Here is a 16,333-nt window from a genome sequence, read left to right as displayed (position 1 = left end):
ATCGCTAGGGCGTCCCTTCCATCGGATCGCGAGGATGAAGGTCCGTGTAGTCGTAGATGATCTGCGTGTGCGCGGGCTTCCAGCGGTCCAGGATGCATTCGAGGTCCTGCGCGCGACCGATGCGCAGATGCGGATCGACGCCGCACTGGCCCGATGCGCACCTGAACCAGTGCAGGTCGGCCTGGTGGACGTGCACGGTCCAGTAATAGCGGTTCTCAGGCGGCCCGAGGCCGTAGTTCGGCCACTCGCTCAGCTCACCGTTCTGGAGCGGCGTGCCGTCCGGAGTGAGAATCGGGCGGCCCCACTGATCTTGCATGAAGGTGCCGTCGCCATAGACGCGATTATTCCCGCAAGCGTCGATGCCGACCATGAACGGGCGATATTCGGTGATGGTGATCGTGTAGCCGAGGAAAGCCGCGAAGTTGATATAGAACTCTCGCGACTGCGAGCCGTACAGCGTCATGCGCGCGACGAGTGCGGCCTGGCGCTGGGCTATCGTCTGCGGCGCGGTATAACAGGGATCAGGCAGGCCCCAGTTGCGTTCCCAGTCTGGCAGCAGCTCAACGGTCTTACGCGGATCGCTCTCGATCTCCAGGAGATTGGCGGCGCGCCCATCGACATAGCCCCAGTAATTGTTCAGTCCGTCGCAGGCCTGCCAGAGCACGCTATCAGTGGAATGCTTCGGCCACGCCTGGCCCTGCGGCAACAATTCGAGGAAGGCATCGCGATAGTCACTTCCGGCACGGCGGATATGCCGGTCGCTCATTGGCTACGCTCCAGATACTGAAGCACGCGCCGAATGCTTTCGATACTGTCGCCCAGCTTGCCAAGCCCCAGATTGCAGTCGCGACATATGTAGCCTCGAAATTGTCCAGTCTCATGGTCATGGTCGAGGGCAAGCGGCGACTCTCGGTGACAGATCGCGCATTTGCTATCAGTCGGTGGCGGTGGGTACTCGACACATTCGGCAAAGCCAAGCTTCTTTGCATAAAACCGGCGTTGGTATGCGGTTCGCTGCGCGCACCGCTCCTTGCGTGTCGAATATTCTTGAACGCGCTCTGGATTATCCGCTTTCCAGCGCGCGGATTTTGCCAAGCGTTTCTCCTTGTGCTTCAGGTACGACTTGCGGTCGTAGCCACGGACCTTATCCGCATTCGCGCGCCGCCACTCCCGCTGACGATCGAGGTTACGCTTGCGGCTCTTGCTCATTTACTCGTAGAGAATTGTACCCAAGTCCGCCATGCTGCCGATGTTGGGCATGACGAAGTCGTTGTTGGTAACCAGATCGAGCGAGATCACGCCCGGAGCCTTCATGATCGCAGCGCTGATCCACGCCGAGAAGATCGTCTGGCCAGGCGCGGCCATCCGGAACAGCATGTCCTTGAGCTGCGCCTCGATCTCGGCCTTGCACTCGTCGGTGTTCGGGTTGAGGTCCGCGATGGTCAGGTCGAGGAAGTACTTGATCGGCGCGGCGACGAAGCAATCCTTCACGGTGACGGGCCGCATCTTGTCGATGTAGGCACCGACCGTCGCGATGTCCTCCGGCAGCGGGAAGCCGTCGTTGTCGGCGCGCAGATCGTCCATCATGAAGCGGACGGTCATGGTGCCGATGCCTTGCTCGACATTGGCCCAGGCCCGCGTGACGCCAGGAACAGCTAAAGCCCAGGAGACATAGTCAGCTTGCGCGCCGCCCATCGGCGGGTTGCGGATGCGCTGCAAAATCCTGGCGCGCAGCTCGTCGTCGGTCTCGGTGTCGGTCCCGCCAGTCAGAGCGTAGGCAAAGGCCGTGCTGATGACGCCAGGGACCGTCGGGTTGAGCGACAGCCCCGATCCGTCCGGTAGATTGCCGAATGATCCGGCATCGACCGCCCGGATGTTGCCGGTGACCGGCACGCTCGCCGACGTGGTGATGTCCTCAAGGGTTTCAAACGTCGCCACCGTATTCGGCGAGCTGAAATTGACCGGCAGCTCGACCGCGCTCTGCAATTGCGTCCCGGCCGGGACCACCGTGCCGTCGATGATGCCCTGGAATTGCGCCGAACCGATCGCGAGCGTCGCCATCTTGCGGCCGGTCGAGCCGTCCGCGTTGACCAGCCAGATTTGCCCGTGCCTATCGAGCCATTCCGTCTCGGCGGTGTCGGGCAGAAGCTGCAGCGACAGCCAGTCGACATATTGCAGCGTCAAGTGGCAGAGCGCGCCCTGGTTATCCGAGAGAACCCGCAGCACGCTGTTCGGGACGTTGGCATCCGCTCCAGGCAATGAAGCGTTGACCGCATCGCGGACCAGTTCACGGACGGCGCGTAAGGAAGGGGTCTGCCAGGGCATCTCGTTTCCCGTGAGTGACGTTGTCGATGGCCCAGAGTGGCCGCAGATTGGATAGCGCGAAGCATTCCAACATCTCGTCAGGCAAGCGGAACGTGCCTGATGTGATCGGCGTGCCATTCGCCGTAGTTGGCCCACGACATTCCCGGCAGGAATTGTGCTGCGATGTGGCGTCTCAATACGTCGCCATCGTAACCGAGCGCGGTGATGTCGCTTGGAAAGCTGCCGCTTATGATGTGACGCATTTTGCGGCCGATTGCGTCTGCCGCTCGTTCTACTGGATCACGACGCCGTCGTGCCTCAGCCTCGCACCGCTTCTCAGGATGCCTTTGGCGATATCGCCGCGCACGCTCTTTGTAGTTGCCGCGCGGCTTATTTCGCTCTTCCCGATGTGCCGCTTCCCAACGCCTGAGATATGCCCTGCGTTTCTCTTTGTTCATGTTTGCATTGCGTCCCAGAGGACGGCGTAGCGAAGCTCGATTTCAGGAAGAGGCCCGCGATAGATGCGCAGCAGGGCATCGATCCGCTGCGTGTCGACGCGGGTCACCCACACATCGAAGCCCGAGCAAATCTTGCGGTCGACGAACGGCTGGATCGCAGCGGCGATGTAGTTCTCGACCATCACCAGCGTGGAACCCTGCCGCGCCTGGGCAGGCGTGATCTTCGAGCGGCGCAGTAGCCACAGCTTGGAGCCGATATCCCAGCCGCCCCAGATCGCCTGCGCGTCCATGTCGCCCCACCAGCCCATGCGATCACTGGAGTCGGGATCGGGCAGGATATCGTTCGGGCCAGCGAGCGCGTTGGTGCCGAGCGCGACGATGATCGCGGTGGCCAGCGCCTGGGTATCATCGAGCGTGCCATCCGGCAGCAGCGACCAATCGACCGTGACGGAATACTGCGGAAAGACGTTGTTCTGGACGAGCCGGATGTCAGGGACATTGTAGCCCGCTGGCATTGTTCACCCGATCTTGCCGAGCGAGTTGACGCACGGGCCAGACAGCGTGACCAGGTAATCGAAGGATGCCTTGCCTGCCTCCGCGCCGACATAAACCTGCTTGTCGGTGTGGCAGTGCAGGTACGTTTTGCCATCGGCGAGCGCGAGGTGACACTGGTTGCCGCCCATCCGCGTCTTGTCCTTGGTGACCTCGACGAACATCGGCGACTTCTGGCCGTCCTTGTAGCGCGCCTGCTGTCCTCGGTTCTGCTGCTGGCCACCTTGCTGGCCGCCGCCGCTGCTTGAACCGCCGCTCGCGTCACGGGCAGCCGCGTGGCCGCCTGACGAGCTGCCGCCCGAGCCGCTGGAGCCGCCGCCCTGGTTCATCGTTGCGTTGCTCTCGCTGTCCTCCTGCAGCAAATGCATGCGAACGGTCTTGTCCTGCGGCGCGGTCCAGAAGCCACCATCCTGCGACAGGTGGAACTGCTGCTTGTCGCCGCGCCCGCGAAACATCGCGGTGTCGCCTTTCTCCAGCTTGTAGAGCCGGTGGCGGCGATCATCCATCGAACCAGCGACCGGGAACGAGCGGCTGCCGCCGATGAAGGCCGAGAAGTGCTCCGCGCTCGCTTTGATCTTGCCCATGGCGTCCTTCTCGGCGTCGAAGACGACCGAGGTGAAGCCATAGTTCTGCGGGGCCTCGACGCCGCTGCGCGTCTCGTTGGCCATGAAGTTTCCGCCCATTTCCTGCATCAGCTTGCTGTCATCGACCTGATCGACGACGCCGCGCGCACCGCCAGCGGAATAGCCCCGGAGCGAGCTGTTGAGCGGTGTGGCACGGTGCATGTGCGTTCCTTCACACTGAATTGGCCGATTGGTTCGGCGGAATGCTGGGCGGCTTGGACGTGCTGGTCGGGCCGACACTGTAGCTCGGCTGGGCGTTCAGCCACTCGGGATCGACGCAATTGAGCACGGTGATGCTGCCCTTCTTGTCGTCCTGGGTGAAAATCACCTGCTGGATGGCGAGCTCAGTGTCGAGCATCGCCATCGGCGAATAGACATGGACGTGCTCGCCTTCGCTCCAGAGCGTCACACCTTCGCGCAGCCAGCCCTGCACGGTAATGGTCGCCTGGATGTGCGTGCCGTCGTGCCACATCTTCTCGTAGTTGGCCCGCGCCTGCATCTCGCCTTGCGACTTGACGGACTCCTCGATCGGCGTGATCAGCTTGCTGTAGAGGACGTTCCCCACGCCCGTGCTCGCCGTCGCCTTTTGCTCGCTCGCGTCGGTGCCGTTGTGATCGTCGCTGCCCTGCGAGCTGCCGTGCACATCATAGGTCTCGAACACCATCGTGCTGTCGATGATGCACTGGCACGACAGGATGTTTTTCCCTTCGATCAGACCGGCGACGATGGGCGACGTGTGCTGGCCGATCAGCAGGAAGTTGCCGAAGGCATCGCACGCCAGCCGCGCCCCGCGATCCCGCGCAATGCGCTCCATGAAGTCCCAGACCGGCTCGCCCTTGTTGTTCTGCAGCTTGTCGAATGGCGTCAGATCGAGCTGGCCGATGGTCTTGACGCCGACGCCGTAAGGAGCCCAGACCTCCTGCGCGATCTGCGCTAGGTTCTTGTTGTCGAAGCTGCCGGTCTGGGTATCGACGCTGCTCTTGCCGCCGTTTGCGGTGTAGCTCTTTCCCACCAGCATCACGCCATGGCTGAAGGCGTCATAGGCGACCTGGCGGATTTCGATGAAGCCGGTGATCGCCAGGAAGCCTGCGAGATAGACGCTGCAATGATCGCCGGGCTTGAACTGCAGCTTCTGCCAATCGGGGAATGGACTGCCTTGCTTGAAGATCGGGTCGCGCTCGGCTGCGCTGAACTGGAAATAAGCGTAGGAGTCGCCCCAGTTGCGCCGGACCATGACGAATTCCCAGTCCTCGAACTTGAGCCCGTTGACGACGAGGACGGCAGTCTCCTGCGGCTTTGGCATCGATCACGCCGACAAGGCTTCGCCGAGCATCGGGCAGAAGGCGGGATGCACGATCTTGTTCTCGTCGCGTAGCTCGTCGGCGCGCGATGCATCGCTATAAAGCTTGTACGCCATGACCAGGCTCGGCAGCGGCTTGGAAAATTGATAGTTGAGCATGCGCGGCAGCGGCAGCGCGGTCTGCACGAGATGATTGCTGATCGCCCCGTGCAGCGTGATCAGCGACTGGAAGGTCATCTGATCCATGTCGTCGGCGGCAACCTCCTCGCTGTCCATGAACGGCTGAAACAGCGCAGCCTTGATCGCATCGACCTGCTGGCGGCTGACGAAGGCCATCCCCGCGATGATGTGCGCCTCCGTCGCCAGGCAGAGGCGGATGCCAGCGTTCTGGAGTAGCACCGCGCCAAGCGAAACCGGCTTCTCCTGGACGATCTGGCTGCGCACCTTTTCGAGCTGCTGCCAGCTGACGCCTGCCTGGCAAGCCTGGTCGAAACAGTTGTCGAGGGGCGGCCCCATCGCATCGCCGATCAGCAGCTTGTATGCGTTCGCCCGCGTGTCGCCGATGGCGGTCCTCGCATCGATGCCGGGACGCCCCTTGGCTGGAACGAACGACAGCAAATGCGCCAGCATGCGGTCAACGAGCGGCGCAGCCTCGTTCGCGTCGGTCCGCTTCATACCTCAATCGCTCCTGTGCCGATGGACGGAGACGGCGGCGCAAGCGTGCGCTGCACCTGGTCGCGCACGGCCTGCGAGGCGTTCGCGACGGTTGCCTGGGTGTCCTCTTGGCCGGGATCGAACAGCGGGTCGGTGCCGTACTCGAGGAAAGTGATGTCAAACGTGCAAAAGCCGCCGAAGCGCTCTTCCTCCGTCATCCGATATTTCGCCACCACCACGGTCTGCGGCGGCTGCGTCGAGAGCTGCAGAATGCCTGGGCCTTCAGTTTCCAGCGCATCGATCAGCCGGTCGCGCACCTTGCGATAGTCGGTGCGAAACAGATCGTCATCGTCGCGGGCGTAGACGATGCAATAGGCGCGGATGGTGAACTCGCGCGCCATGCGCCCCATGTCCTCGGCATAGGGATATTCCTTCTTCGGAAATTGATGTTCGACAATGCGCCGCCCGCTCTCGCGGCTGTTGGCCTCGCAATGGAAGGGCGCGTTGTTGTAGGTCGCGCGAACCCAGTCGTCGCGCCAGCTCGGCTTGTTCGGCGTGATCTCGAAAATGGTGCTCATATCGATATCGTCTCGGGCCCGCTTCTCGCGCGCTCCATCTGGGTTTGCCGATTGATCTCAACGTCCTTGAAGATGCCGCCGCCCTGGGCGTCGACCTTGGTGCCCTTCGGCGCGTTCACGTCGACGCTGATCTTGCCCGAGCCCTCGACCTTGTTGGCCGCAGCCATCCGGCTATCGAGCCGCTCGCGTGCAAACCGCGCGCTGTCGGCGACTGAGAAGTTGACGCCTTTGCGTCGGCCTTCCCAATAATTGTAGACCTCATGTGAGCCCGGCACCGGCACGCGACCCGGAAGACCCGCGCCGGGATCGGACGCCATGCCTTGATTGGTGCGGCCTTGGATGTAGTCGCTGCCGCCAACCACTTCGCCCAGCGTTTTGTCGTATTTCGCCCGCTCGTTCTCGCTGAGAGGGCCGCCAGTTTGGCCCCGGTTGATCGGGCCATAGAAGCCGCTCCGCAATTCGTCGCCGATCTTGTAGCCCGGCACCTTCTGCCGGATCATCTGCGTGCGATTGAACAGCGCCTCGACCGTGGGAGCGCCGCCGCCCTCGGAACGCATCATCCGATAGAGCAATTGCTTCGTGGCAGGGTCCTGGTTGACCTCTGCCATCATCGCGGCGCGCTGGTCGCCGCCCGCGCCCTTGGCTCCGTCCGCTGTTGCTGGCGTGCCGCCAGCGCCTGCGCCCGTGCCGGGACCTGCAGTCTGCCCGTTCGGCGGTTCGCCGGTCGAGCGACGGAAGCTGTAGCCCTTCAGCGCAAACTGCGACTCGAACCCGCGCCCCTGGTTGCCACCGAGGCCGGTGAAGGTCCCGGCCTTCCGGTTGATGTCCTCAACGATAGTGACGTGGCTACCCGTCGCTCCGGTTCGCACGCCGCGATCCGCGACCGCGATGTCGCCAGGTTGCACGTCTCCCGGTGCGACCGGGGTGCCCCAATTGCGCCAATTCGATGCGATGGCCGCGCCCTTTGGTGGCGTGCCGCCGACCGACTTGACGACGGACGCCGCGAACTCGCCGCACCAGCTGCCCTGCTTGGGATAGCCCTGGCTGGCCATGAACTGCTCGACAGCGCGCGGGCCGCCGTGCAGCGCGACCGAACGCGCCTTGGCCAGGATGTCGGACGGCACGCTGGGATCGCCTGCGGGACCGCTCTGAGGGCCGCCCGTCTCGCCGCCCGTGTCGCTGCCATACGGCGCACCACCGCCGCCGCCATAGCCGCCCGAGCCGCCGCCGCCGTAACTGCTGTTGCCGCCGCCACCACCACCGCCACCGAAGCCGCGCCCGCCGCCGAACGGACCATAACCACCACCGCCGCCGTAGCTGAAGCCCCGCGGCCCACCCGTGGTAAAGCTCGCGTTCTGCAGAAACGGATTGCGGCCGACGCCGCCGCCCGTATAGCTCATCGGCGAGTAGCCCTGCTGCTTCAGCGCGTCGATGAGCTGATCGTTCGACTGCTTCAGCTGCTTCTGGGCCTCGGTGTTTTCTTCGGTGGTCTTCTTCTGCTCCTCGGCCTGCGGCGTGCCGAGCTGCAGCGGTCCACGGAATTTGCCGAACGTGTCCTGGATCGACTTTTTGGCCTCGTCAGGCTTCGCCAGCTCGTAGTTCTTCTTCAGCCACTCGTGGATTTCCTTGCTGACCTCCAGGAACACCTTTGCCGCTTTGATCGCGGGGTCGAGGAACGGCGCTTTCAGCTCCTCGATGATGTCGGCCCATTCGGAAGCGATGTCGCCCGTGATGTTGGCGAACTCGCGCGCCTTGGCGATCCGCTCGTTCTGGATGCGCTGCTCTTCCGCCGACAGCTGGTTGAGGCGTTCCTTCGCCTCCATCGTCTTGTCCCAAAAGTGCGAGGCGAATGCGTTCGCACGATTAGTCGCTTCCTGGAGCGTGTAGCCGTTGGCCAGCGCGTTCTTCAGGACGTTGTTGCGGGCCTCGGCGACCGCGTTGTATCGCTCTTCCTCGGTCCTGGCGCGGACGACCTTGTCGAGGAATTCGCGCATATTCGCCTGCGCCTCTGGCGTCGGTCCCGCCATGTGCAGCAGTTCGCGGCGCAGCGCGCTGCCCTGGCGGTTGAAGTCGGCAACCGCCTCGGCCATCTTACCGAGATTGGCTTGCGTCTGGTCCGCGCTGACCCCGACAGCCTCGAATTGGCTGATGATATTTTTCATCGAGGCGGGATCGACGCCGATGGATTTTGCCGCCTGGCTGATGCCGCGCAGCTCCTCGGCCCACTTCTTCATCTCGGCGACCTGCCTGGTCATCTCGACGCCGAACAGCGCCAGGCCGCCAGCACCAGCGACCAGACCGCCCCGGAATGAGCCCAGCGCCTTGAAAGCTTCGCCGAAGCCGCCTGTCATTTCCTTGAAGGCTTTGCTCAGCTCCTCGGTCCCACGCCGCATCTTCTCGTGGGCTTCCTTGACCTGCGGCCCACCCATCTCCTTGGTTTTTTCGACGATCTTGTCGAGGCCAGGCGAAGCGTTATCGACCAGCGAGACGATAAGCTTCAGCTCCTCTTGCTCCGTGGGCATCAGTCGTCGTCTTTCGGGGGTTGCTGCCTGCGATCCAGCGTGGCGGTGCGCTCAAGGTGGATGCGCACGTCGCTAAACGGCATCGACAGGAAAACTTCGGGGCTGACGTGGTACCAGCGGGCCAGGCGGTAGCAGTCGAGGATGATCTCGTCCTCGTCGCCTACCAGGCCCGTGGATCGGGCAGAAAAAAATTTCGGAGCTTCATCGCCACCGTATTCCAGTCGCGAGGATGCATGTCCTCGATGAACGGCGCGAGGATGTCCGAGAGCGCCGCGATCATGTAGGTCATCTTGCGCTCGTCCCAGACCACGTCGCCGTCCTGGTTGATGCGCACCGGATTGCCGTAGCGGTTGATGTCGCCCGCGCGGGGCTCCCGCAAGACCAGCTCCGTGATCTTTTCGCCCTTGTTGTTGTGAATGGGCTTGTTGATCAGCTTGACCTTGAGCGGCCATTCATCCTGCCACATCGGCGGCTGCTCGGCGGGCGACGGCTCGACCTCGGGCGGCGGCATCGCGCGCGACGGCTTGGCTTCTGACTGCGGCAGCGGTTCGGCGTCAATGACCTTCGGCGTGGGCCTCCCGTCGACGAAGCCTTCTCGTTTCGGCGCTACGTTCATGCGAGGCTAACCTCCTGGCAGGTGATGCCCTCCCAGCGCACGCGCACCTGGCCATCGCGCGTGTTGTTCTCGAAGCCGCCTTTGCAGGTCCCGCCCGTGAGGATGTACTGCATGTTATTGGCAAGCTGGGCGACGACGGTGACATCGGTCTCGGCGAGCAAGTCCTCCAAATAGAAACCCGGCAACGTCGAGAGATCGCCCTCGATGTACGGCACGCGCGGCAGCTCCTGATAGCCGTGCACGCCGTCTTGGCCTGCGATCATGGTGCGCTCGACCGGTGACGGGCTGACGGTGAAGTTGCCGCGCAGCGCCAATTGCGTCCCATCGACAGTGAGGAACGCTATACCAGCAATCCTTTGCGCCACATTTTCCTCCTATGAGATATGCCAGCCGCAAACTCCTCTGGAGTGCGATCGGCCTTCCGAAAATTGCAGGATGGGCAAGCGACCACGATGTTCTCTGGACCATCGCTGCCGCCGCGTATGAGAGGGATGAGGTGATCGACCGTCCAAGCCGTTGCTGACAGATCTGCCGCGCAATAGAAGCAGTGTCCATCCTGCACTTCGAACGCCTGCAGGACAGCAGCAGCTGTATGATGCCGCGCAGAACCTCTTATGCGTGCGCGGCGGCGGCTGTTTTTGACACGAAACCTAACTTGGCCTTCAGCCGTTTGCGTAGCGCGCCGATAGCGCGCTCTTTCAATTTCTTTGAACCCCGGCTTGGCACGAAATCGGCGCTGAGCACGCTGCATCGTTGCGCGATATTCGGGACGGGTGGCCCGGTTTCGATTGTATTCCCTGATTTTGTCTGCATGCGCCTCGCCGTAACTCTGGCTCTGCCCAGAGGCGCATGCCTTGCATGTCGCGCGCAACTCCAGTCGGCCACGCCGTGTATGCCGTGGAAAAAAATCATCCGTTTCTTCCGGATAAATTGTCCTGCATTTATTGCATTGACCGAGAAGCCGCAGTCGGATTGGTGCCACCGGTCAGGACGCGCCCGACGCCGCGTTGAACGGCGGCTGCGGCTGGCCGATGATCTGGGTGTCGATGCCGCGGTCGTACTGCAGCCTGAACTGCGCAAGCACCGCGAAGATGCGCAGCTGGTTGATGAGGTCGGGCGGGTACAGCACGTTGACCCGGTTCGGGTCGTTCGGGTCGCGCTCGACCTGGAGGTTGCGCTTGAAGTTGACCAGGTCCTCGACCAGGCCGTCGTACATATCCTGCTGATACTGGTTGATCAGCTCGGCCTTGATGATGCCGGGGGTGACGATGGCCTGGCCTGGGCCGAACTTGGTGCCGTCGTTGGCGAGCTTGTGCCGCGGGAATTTCGAGGTGATCGCCTGCTTCTGGTTGCGCAGCAGCTTCGCCAGCGTCGCCAGCGTGGTCATCAGCTCGTAAGCATCGTCCGGCTGGCCATAAAGGTTCAGCTGGTAGGTCGTCTGCTCTCGGGCGATCATCGGCTGGCCGTCCGCGCCAATCTTCTGGATCGCGATGCCGTTCGATGCGAGCGAGTTCAGCTCCACGAAATCGAACCGCTGGTGGATCGGCGCGGCCTTGATCTGGTTGAGCGACAACGCCTGCAGCGGTCGCGCCGGGTCGTTGATGAAGGCCCGCTGCGTCTTGGCCGTATAGGCCGCCGCCCATTCGAAGGACGGCGACGGGGAAGCGACCTCGAACCCCATGATGGACTCGACGCCGCTGTTCATGGTGTCGCCGAATGTGAGCAGCGCGGCATAGGTGCCGCGCTTGGCCGAGATGACATGGCCGAACAGCTCGCGCCGCCAGCCCCAGCGGCCCTGGTCGGTGAAGCCGTATTCCTGGTCCCACTCGAACAGCGAATTGCTGTCGGTGTACGGCATCGCAACGTACTCGAACGGCTCATCGCCAAGATTGGTGATCGCGGTGGTGAACGGGGGCGTGCCGGTGCCGCCGGTCAGGAAGCCGGTCGCGGGCAAGGTGATACCGAGGCCGACCGGCGTCTGCTGGCCGCCAATCGAGCCGTAATAGTTCATCGAGACGTTGATCTCGTTGGCGTTGATGCTCTTGAAGACCGAGGTGAGCGTCACAGTGCCCGTCACCGCCGCCGCCGTGACCGGCAGCCCGGTGTCGGCGTTGATCGCATCGGCAATCACCTGGGCAATCGCCGTCGGCGTGTCGGTCGTCAGCACGTTGACGGGGACATAATCGCCCGCGACGTAGAGATGGATCGTGCCAGCTTCGGTCGGCGCGGTCGTGATGACGATATCGCCAGTGGCCGCCATTGAGCCGGTCGGCTCGGTCATCGGCAGGCCCCAGATCTCGTTGGCGAAGTTGTTCGCGAAGAAAGCCTTGAACATCCGCGCCAGCTCGGAGCCTTCGCCGAATTGTGCATCAGCCTGGGCCTGGCTGCCGATGGGCACCGCAATATCAGGCTCGGCCGTGCCGCCTTTCGCGACGCCGACCAGCAGAGCGCGCAGGTTGATCGTCGGCAGGCCCGCCATAGAAGGGTCCACTTCGACCCAATACAATGGGACCTTAATGTTCGATGGCACATTTGCGAACGAAATTGGCATGGCCCTATCTCCTCAGTGGATGGTGTATTGTCTGCACGACGACAGCTGCAATTCACCGTGGCTTCACGGTTGGGTTGGAGTGACGAGCTGTTTGAAGCGCCGGCTCTATGCCCATCGGCGAAGCCGTCGCCTGCCTGCTGGTTTTCAGGTCAAGATGCTGCTCGAAGCATCGAAGGCTGAGTGTTTGGCTTACGCAGCAGAGCTGCGACCGCGCCCTGGCATCGGCTGGAATCGTGGCCGAGGCGGCTTCACCGACGGTCGCGGTTTGCGCGGAGTCGCGAAATCGCCAGAGCATCGCGAGAAGATTCGGCAAGCTGCCTTGCGGCGCTATTCCGACCACTCAGAGCGCAAGCGCACCCAACAGGCCGTCAAGAAGGCATTCGAAGCAATCCGGCGCGATGGCAAACACAACGCGATGTCTGGCCGCCATCACTCAGAAGAAACAAAGCGGAAGATAAGCATAGCGCGCCGACACTATTAGGCGGCGCTGCTATCTTCTTGCCTTCGATGGGATCGACTTCGGTCTTTGGGCGCGTCGTCCTCGCGCGTGATGTCGCCATCCGCGATCCGGCGCTTCGTGAAGCGATCATCCGGCCACTCCGCACCGCCTTCCTTGGGGAAGCCGCCAGCGTGCGGGTGCTTCAACAGCCGACGCATGATGTGGTTCGCGGGTGTCACGCGGACGGTTTTCTGTGCCGCCTTGTTGGCCTCCCGCATCTTTTCCATTCGCTCGTTCATGCGCAGCCCGCGCAGCGATGCCTTGCTAACGGCCATAGCCCTTGCTCCTTTGCTTGAACTCCCGCTTCGCGCTGAAGCTTGATGGGTCGAACTGATAGACAGCGTGCAGCTGCTGCCGCTGACCCATCTCGTCCTGGGTGTCGCCTGGCTTGATGCCGGTTTGCATCTCGATGGTCAGCAGATCGTCCGGGATGACCGGCGACCAATAGGTGCGGTGGCGGCAGGTGATGTCGTATTGCACCTCGCCGACTGGGGTTTCGTTGTTGAACGCCGAATTGCCCCAGACATAGCGGCGCACGCCGCGCTCGATGCTCTCGATCCTGGTGTTATCGGGGTTCTGCTTCCCGGTGTTCGGGTTCATCGTGTCCAGCAGGTTCATGATGTACTCGTCCAGCCACAGCCGGTTCATGATCCGCCAGCAGGCAGCGTCGAGCTGCGCCTCCAGCGCGTCCTGGTCGTTGTTGGCCATCAGGACCGAGAAACCGATGCGCAGCGCATGGATGAAGCGTACCTCGCCAGCGTTGCCGTCGCCGTCGGGTAGCATCGTCTCCTCGAGGACGTAGACGCCGAGATAAGGCAGGTACTCGGGCCGAGCGACCAGCATCTTGTTTTTGCGACAGGTGTAGCTCGCAAAGAAGGGGTCGGCCGACACCGCATCGAAGAACACGTTCCGGATGACGTGCGAATAGCTCTGCGTGTCGGTAACGCCCATCACATGACCGTTTCGTACTTGCGGATGGTCAGCATGGTCTGTCCGCCGCCATCGCTGACCGCATCGACGATCTGGTACTCGCCCTTCGGCACATTGTTGCAGTCGACCGGGATGATGACGTGATCGTTCTGCATCGGCAGCGCCGCGAACTCACTCTCGCGGATGTCGAGGATAGTGCGCTGGTCGGAGTACAGCGAGCCGTCGAGCGCGGTCACGTCGGTCGAATAGGTGTTGAGGATGCCGCGCCCCGGATAGCTGCCTGCAGACGGCTGCGACTTCAGCGGGACGAACGTGCAATCAACCGCCCAGAAATCGAAGATGGGCGACTGCAAGAGCACGTCCAGGTTCACGGCCATTTCATCGCCTCGGTCAGAAGCCTCGTCATCCGGTCAACCAGCTTGGTGAACAGCTCTGTGCGCAGGATCGGGCGCGTCGACGGCGGCGCGCGGCCCGCGCCCTTCGCGCGATACTGCTTCGGCGCTGCGAGCGCCGGCCGCCTGGGCCTGCGGAAGCCGCTTCCGGGCTGCTCGTTTCGCGAGCGCGGCCAGATGTCGGTTTCCGATGTCGTCTCGTCCTGGTCCTGGCTGACGGTGATGTTCGGATACTTGCGGCGCATGTCGGTGCGCTGCCAGTCGACCAGCTCCTCGGGCGCCTGCTTATGAAGCTCGTCGAGTTGTTTGCCGAACGTGTCGAAGTTTTTCAGCAGTTCGCTGACGCCTTCGACCTTGATCTCAAACATAGTAGCGCATGTACGCCGACAGCAGCGGCTCAACCATTCCGGCCGCCATGCCGAGCGGCCCTGGGCCGCCCATCTTCTCCAGCGCCTGGTTCACGTCGAAAAACTGCACACGCGACTCGCGATGCGAGATCGAGCGCACGCCCGCCGTCATCGAGCGCGATTGCCACACCCGCGCGCTCTGAACCAGCAACGCCAGCGCCTGCTTGAGCGCGGGCGGCGCTTCGTCGGGCAGCTCATAGCCGCCCGTGTAGGTGATGCGGATCGGCTCGCTCCAGGACGTGTTGAAAAACTGCAGCTTGCCGCTGGCGTTCTCCAACTCGTAGGTGCCGCTAAGGTCCGCGCCATCGGGTCCGGTGACAGACTGGATGTCGCCATCAGCGACCGGATAGTGTGTGAGAAAGACCCGCCCATTGTCGGTATCGAACGGCTTGGTGTCACCGCGCCAGGTTTCGAGGACCGTTTCCTTGGCAAAGACCCGGCGGCACGTCGTTGCGATGATGTCGGAATAGGTCGTGATCCACATCTGCAACAGGTCATCTTCGCTGGTGTCAGTCGACGCAATGCCGATCAGCGCCTTGATCTCGTCGAGCGACGCCAGGTCGTAGCTGGCGGCTGGCGTGATCACGTTGACGCTGATGTCAGCCATCGCTTTCCTCGTGATACTGCTCGAACAGCGCGCGGACGTTGATCGGCGCGGCCTGGCTGCCATCCGACATGACGGGTGTGATGGTGTAGGCCGCGCGGTTGACTTCCCACCGAACGATGGCCGCAGCGTTCGTTCCGGGCAGTCCGCGCGGACCAGGCTCGCCGCGCTCGCCTTTCGGCCCCGGCTTGCCCTGGCGACCCGCCGAGGCGATCAGCTGCCAGCCGTCGCCTGGGCACGGTCCCGGATCATCGCAGCGCGCGACGAACGCGGAGCCGTTGAGCGCCACGATGTTCAGGAACTTGTACGTCTCGCCTTCGCGATAGGTGCCGCAGATTATCGGCATGGTGGCGTTACGGCCCGCAGCCGCGATGCAGGACCAATCGGAATGTGGCGGTGCGCGAGCGGTGTCGCACCTGGCCTGGTAGGTCGAGCCGTGGTGCGTGACGATATCGCCCTCATAGTGGACGGAGCCCTCGGCAAACGGGCTCGCGCACTTCAGCTCCCCCGGCGCGCCGTTCTTGCCGTCCTGACCGGGCTCGCCCTTTTCGCCACGCTCGCCTTGCTCGCCGCGCGGACCGGGTTCGCCTTGGGGGCCTTCGCCGCCTGCCTGGCCTTTTTCGCCGGGATCGCCTTTTTCGCCTTGCGCGCCATCGTGTCCTCGCTCGCCCTGTTCTCCGGGCTCGCCTTGTGGCCCCGGCTCACCTGGATCGCCGCGCTTGCCGGGATCACCTTTCTCGCCGCGTTCCCCGGGGGTACCGTCAAGCCCGCGCTCACCTTGCAGCCCGGGCTCACCTGGATCGCCGCGCTCGCCTGGATCGCCTTTCTCGCCGCGTTCCCCGGGGGCACCGTCAAGCCCGTGCTCACCTTGCGGCCCAGGCTCGCCGGGATCGCCGCGCTCACCTGGATCGCCTTTCTCGCCGCGTTCCCCGGGGGCACCGTCAAGCCCGTGCTCACCTTGCGGCCCGGGCTCGCCGGGATCGCCGCGTTCGCCTGGATCGCCTTTCTCGCCGCGCTCGCCGGGGGCACCGTCAAGCCCGCGCTCACCTTGCAGCCCGGGCTCACCGGGATCGCCGCGCTCGCCGAGCCCGCCCTCTGGTCCACGCTCGCCCTGCAGACCTCGCTCGCCTGGTTCGCCTTTCTCGCCGGGAAGGCCAGGCAGGCCTGGAGGTCCAGGCTCACCCGCTGCGCCATCCGCGCCGTTCCGCAGTTCGGCCAGGCGCGCATTGATCAGCTCAGCGAACTCGCCGCGCAGCGTCGCGAGCTGGGCCTTCAGCTCCGAGACGTGGGCCCTGAACTCTGAAACGGTCGCTGCGGCTTGCGCCTCGATGAGGGCGCGCTCG

The 16,333-nt window shown here is 63.4% G+C and carries 23 protein-coding genes; 2 read left to right on the top strand and 21 right to left on the bottom strand.

Annotation, left to right across the window (positions count from 1 at the left end; genetic code table 11):
* Positions 1-4 precede the first annotated feature (4 nt).
* From NLM33_RS13945 to NLM33_RS13880, 15 genes are all read right to left on the bottom strand, one after another.
* Positions 5-766, bottom strand: a complete 762-nt coding sequence (locus tag NLM33_RS13945) for a YmfQ family protein (protein WP_254096615.1) — start codon at positions 764-766, stop codon at positions 5-7.
* On the bottom strand, positions 763-1,209 hold the full coding sequence (locus NLM33_RS13940) for an endonuclease domain-containing protein (RefSeq protein ID WP_254096614.1): 447 nt from the start codon (positions 1,207-1,209) through the stop codon (positions 763-765). Before NLM33_RS13940 ends, NLM33_RS13945 begins: the two co-directional genes overlap by 4 nt.
* Positions 1,210-2,325 (bottom strand): baseplate J/gp47 family protein, encoded by a 1,116-nt coding sequence (locus NLM33_RS13935; RefSeq protein ID WP_254096613.1) that lies wholly within the window; start codon positions 2,323-2,325, stop codon positions 1,210-1,212.
* A 77-nt stretch (positions 2,326-2,402) separates the two neighbouring features.
* Entirely contained in the window at positions 2,403-2,762 is a 360-nt protein-coding gene (locus tag NLM33_RS13930) for a hypothetical protein (RefSeq protein ID WP_254096612.1), read from the bottom strand.
* A complete protein-coding gene (locus tag NLM33_RS13925) occupies positions 2,759-3,277 on the bottom strand; it encodes a phage GP46 family protein (protein ID WP_254096611.1) in 519 nt (172 codons plus the stop codon). The genes NLM33_RS13930 and NLM33_RS13925 overlap by 4 nt, the downstream gene beginning before the upstream one ends.
* A 3-nt stretch (positions 3,278-3,280) precedes the next feature.
* The gene (locus NLM33_RS13920) at positions 3,281-4,099 is read right to left on the bottom strand and encodes a phage baseplate assembly protein (protein ID WP_254096610.1); all 819 of its coding nucleotides are present in this window, start codon (positions 4,097-4,099) and stop codon (positions 3,281-3,283) included.
* Between the two features lie 10 nt (positions 4,100-4,109).
* Positions 4,110-5,240 carry a phage baseplate assembly protein gene (locus NLM33_RS13915; RefSeq protein ID WP_254096609.1) on the bottom strand — a complete coding sequence of 377 codons (1,131 nt, stop codon included), beginning with the start codon at positions 5,238-5,240 and terminating at the stop codon, positions 4,110-4,112.
* A gap of 3 nt (positions 5,241-5,243) precedes the next feature.
* Positions 5,244-5,912, bottom strand: coding sequence for a hypothetical protein (locus tag NLM33_RS13910; protein WP_254096608.1), 669 nt, complete (start codon positions 5,910-5,912; stop codon positions 5,244-5,246).
* The gene (locus tag NLM33_RS13905) at positions 5,909-6,469 is read right to left on the bottom strand and encodes a DNA circularization N-terminal domain-containing protein (protein ID WP_254096607.1); all 561 of its coding nucleotides are present in this window, start codon (positions 6,467-6,469) and stop codon (positions 5,909-5,911) included. The genes NLM33_RS13910 and NLM33_RS13905 overlap by 4 nt, the downstream gene beginning before the upstream one ends.
* A complete protein-coding gene (locus NLM33_RS13900) occupies positions 6,466-8,991 on the bottom strand; it encodes a CHAP domain-containing protein (protein ID WP_254106195.1) in 2,526 nt (841 codons plus the stop codon). The genes NLM33_RS13905 and NLM33_RS13900 overlap by 4 nt, the downstream gene beginning before the upstream one ends.
* Positions 8,992-9,151: 160 nt before the next feature.
* Complete coding sequence (locus tag NLM33_RS13895) at positions 9,152-9,607, bottom strand: phage tail assembly protein (RefSeq protein WP_254096606.1); 456 nt, start codon at positions 9,605-9,607, stop codon at positions 9,152-9,154.
* Positions 9,604-9,972: a phage tail tube protein gene (locus NLM33_RS13890; protein WP_254096605.1), complete on the bottom strand. Its 369-nt coding sequence runs from the start codon at positions 9,970-9,972 to the stop codon at positions 9,604-9,606. The genes NLM33_RS13895 and NLM33_RS13890 overlap by 4 nt, the downstream gene beginning before the upstream one ends.
* Positions 9,948-10,169, bottom strand: coding sequence for an HNH endonuclease (locus tag NLM33_RS49615; protein ID WP_371930116.1), 222 nt, complete (start codon positions 10,167-10,169; stop codon positions 9,948-9,950). Before NLM33_RS49615 ends, NLM33_RS13890 begins: the two co-directional genes overlap by 25 nt.
* Positions 10,170-10,219: 50 nt before the next feature.
* The gene (locus tag NLM33_RS13885) at positions 10,220-10,420 is read right to left on the bottom strand and encodes a hypothetical protein (RefSeq protein ID WP_254096604.1); all 201 of its coding nucleotides are present in this window, start codon (positions 10,418-10,420) and stop codon (positions 10,220-10,222) included.
* Positions 10,421-10,592: 172 nt separating this feature from the next.
* Positions 10,593-12,086 carry a phage tail sheath C-terminal domain-containing protein gene (locus NLM33_RS13880; protein WP_254096603.1) on the bottom strand — a complete coding sequence of 498 codons (1,494 nt, stop codon included), beginning with the start codon at positions 12,084-12,086 and terminating at the stop codon, positions 10,593-10,595.
* 37 nt (positions 12,087-12,123) lie between these two features.
* On the opposite strand from NLM33_RS13880, the gene NLM33_RS13875 reads away from it, so the two are divergent.
* Positions 12,124-12,639 (top strand): NUMOD3 domain-containing DNA-binding protein, encoded by a 516-nt coding sequence (locus NLM33_RS13875; RefSeq protein ID WP_254096602.1) that lies wholly within the window; start codon positions 12,124-12,126, stop codon positions 12,637-12,639.
* Here NLM33_RS13875 and NLM33_RS13870 read toward each other — a convergent pair.
* From NLM33_RS13870 to NLM33_RS13845, 6 genes are read right to left on the bottom strand one after another with little or no spacing between them, the layout of a single operon-like run.
* Positions 12,636-12,884: a hypothetical protein gene (locus NLM33_RS13870; protein WP_254096601.1), complete on the bottom strand. Its 249-nt coding sequence runs from the start codon at positions 12,882-12,884 to the stop codon at positions 12,636-12,638. The two genes, NLM33_RS13875 and NLM33_RS13870, sit on opposite strands and share 4 nt — an antisense overlap.
* Before the next feature lie 37 nt (positions 12,885-12,921).
* A complete protein-coding gene (locus NLM33_RS13865) occupies positions 12,922-13,608 on the bottom strand; it encodes a hypothetical protein (protein WP_254096600.1) in 687 nt (228 codons plus the stop codon).
* Positions 13,608-13,964, bottom strand: coding sequence for a hypothetical protein (locus tag NLM33_RS13860; protein WP_254096599.1), 357 nt, complete (start codon positions 13,962-13,964; stop codon positions 13,608-13,610). Before NLM33_RS13860 ends, NLM33_RS13865 begins: the two co-directional genes overlap by 1 nt.
* Positions 13,955-14,347, bottom strand: a complete 393-nt coding sequence (locus NLM33_RS13855; RefSeq protein ID WP_254096598.1) for a hypothetical protein — start codon at positions 14,345-14,347, stop codon at positions 13,955-13,957. Before NLM33_RS13855 ends, NLM33_RS13860 begins: the two co-directional genes overlap by 10 nt.
* A complete protein-coding gene (locus NLM33_RS13850) occupies positions 14,340-14,993 on the bottom strand; it encodes a hypothetical protein (protein ID WP_254096597.1) in 654 nt (217 codons plus the stop codon). The genes NLM33_RS13855 and NLM33_RS13850 overlap by 8 nt, the downstream gene beginning before the upstream one ends.
* Positions 14,986-15,336, bottom strand: coding sequence for a hypothetical protein (locus tag NLM33_RS13845; protein WP_254096596.1), 351 nt, complete (start codon positions 15,334-15,336; stop codon positions 14,986-14,988). Before NLM33_RS13845 ends, NLM33_RS13850 begins: the two co-directional genes overlap by 8 nt.
* Before the next feature lie 93 nt (positions 15,337-15,429).
* Here NLM33_RS13845 and NLM33_RS13840 point away from each other — a divergent pair, with 93 nt between their 5' ends.
* On the top strand, positions 15,430-16,293 hold the full coding sequence (locus tag NLM33_RS13840; protein WP_254096595.1) for a hypothetical protein: 864 nt from the start codon (positions 15,430-15,432) through the stop codon (positions 16,291-16,293).
* Positions 16,294-16,333: the final 40 nt, after the last annotated feature.

This window comes from Bradyrhizobium sp. CCGUVB1N3 (assembly GCF_024199925.1).
Lineage (GTDB): Bacteria > Pseudomonadota > Alphaproteobacteria > Rhizobiales > Xanthobacteraceae > Bradyrhizobium.
Note: the sequence above shows the minus strand (reverse complement) of the source record. Positions and strands in the feature narration are given on the sequence as shown.

Bases quoted from the DNA above. Each gene is read 5' to 3' on its own strand.
- NLM33_RS13915 (WP_254096609.1), bottom strand. From the start codon at position 5,240: ATGCCAAAGCCGCAGGAGACTGCCGTCCTCGTCGTCAACGGGCTCAAG.
- NLM33_RS13880 (WP_254096603.1), bottom strand. From the start codon at position 12,086: ATGGCGGGCCTGCCGACGATCAACCTGCGCGCTCTGCTGGTCGGCGTC.
- NLM33_RS13905 (WP_254096607.1), bottom strand. From the start codon at position 6,469: ATGAGCACCATTTTCGAGATCACGCCGAACAAGCCGAGCTGGCGCGAC.
- NLM33_RS13850 (WP_254096597.1), bottom strand. From the start codon at position 14,993: ATGGCTGACATCAGCGTCAACGTGATCACGCCAGCCGCCAGCTACGAC.
- NLM33_RS13910 (WP_254096608.1), bottom strand. From the start codon at position 5,912: ATGAAGCGGACCGACGCGAACGAGGCTGCGCCGCTCGTTGACCGCATG.
- NLM33_RS13855 (WP_254096598.1), bottom strand. From the start codon at position 14,347: ATGTTTGAGATCAAGGTCGAAGGCGTCAGCGAACTGCTGAAAAACTTC.
- NLM33_RS13875 (WP_254096602.1), top strand. From the start codon at position 12,124: ATGTTCGATGGCACATTTGCGAACGAAATTGGCATGGCCCTATCTCCT.
- NLM33_RS13865 (WP_254096600.1), bottom strand. From the start codon at position 13,608: ATGGGCGTTACCGACACGCAGAGCTATTCGCACGTCATCCGGAACGTG.
- NLM33_RS13900 (WP_254106195.1), bottom strand. From the start codon at position 8,991: ATGCCCACGGAGCAAGAGGAGCTGAAGCTTATCGTCTCGCTGGTCGAT.
- NLM33_RS13860 (WP_254096599.1), bottom strand. From the start codon at position 13,964: ATGGCCGTGAACCTGGACGTGCTCTTGCAGTCGCCCATCTTCGATTTC.
- NLM33_RS13945 (WP_254096615.1), bottom strand. From the start codon at position 766: ATGAGCGACCGGCATATCCGCCGTGCCGGAAGTGACTATCGCGATGCC.
- NLM33_RS13895 (WP_254096606.1), bottom strand. From the start codon at position 9,607: ATGAACGTAGCGCCGAAACGAGAAGGCTTCGTCGACGGGAGGCCCACG.
- NLM33_RS13870 (WP_254096601.1), bottom strand. From the start codon at position 12,884: ATGGAAAAGATGCGGGAGGCCAACAAGGCGGCACAGAAAACCGTCCGC.
- NLM33_RS13935 (WP_254096613.1), bottom strand. From the start codon at position 2,325: ATGCCCTGGCAGACCCCTTCCTTACGCGCCGTCCGTGAACTGGTCCGC.
- NLM33_RS13845 (WP_254096596.1), bottom strand. From the start codon at position 15,336: ATGCCGATAATCTGCGGCACCTATCGCGAAGGCGAGACGTACAAGTTC.
- NLM33_RS13940 (WP_254096614.1), bottom strand. From the start codon at position 1,209: ATGAGCAAGAGCCGCAAGCGTAACCTCGATCGTCAGCGGGAGTGGCGG.
- NLM33_RS13930 (WP_254096612.1), bottom strand. From the start codon at position 2,762: ATGAACAAAGAGAAACGCAGGGCATATCTCAGGCGTTGGGAAGCGGCA.
- NLM33_RS13920 (WP_254096610.1), bottom strand. From the start codon at position 4,099: ATGCACCGTGCCACACCGCTCAACAGCTCGCTCCGGGGCTATTCCGCT.
- NLM33_RS13885 (WP_254096604.1), bottom strand. From the start codon at position 10,420: ATGCAGACAAAATCAGGGAATACAATCGAAACCGGGCCACCCGTCCCG.
- NLM33_RS13925 (WP_254096611.1), bottom strand. From the start codon at position 3,277: ATGCCAGCGGGCTACAATGTCCCTGACATCCGGCTCGTCCAGAACAAC.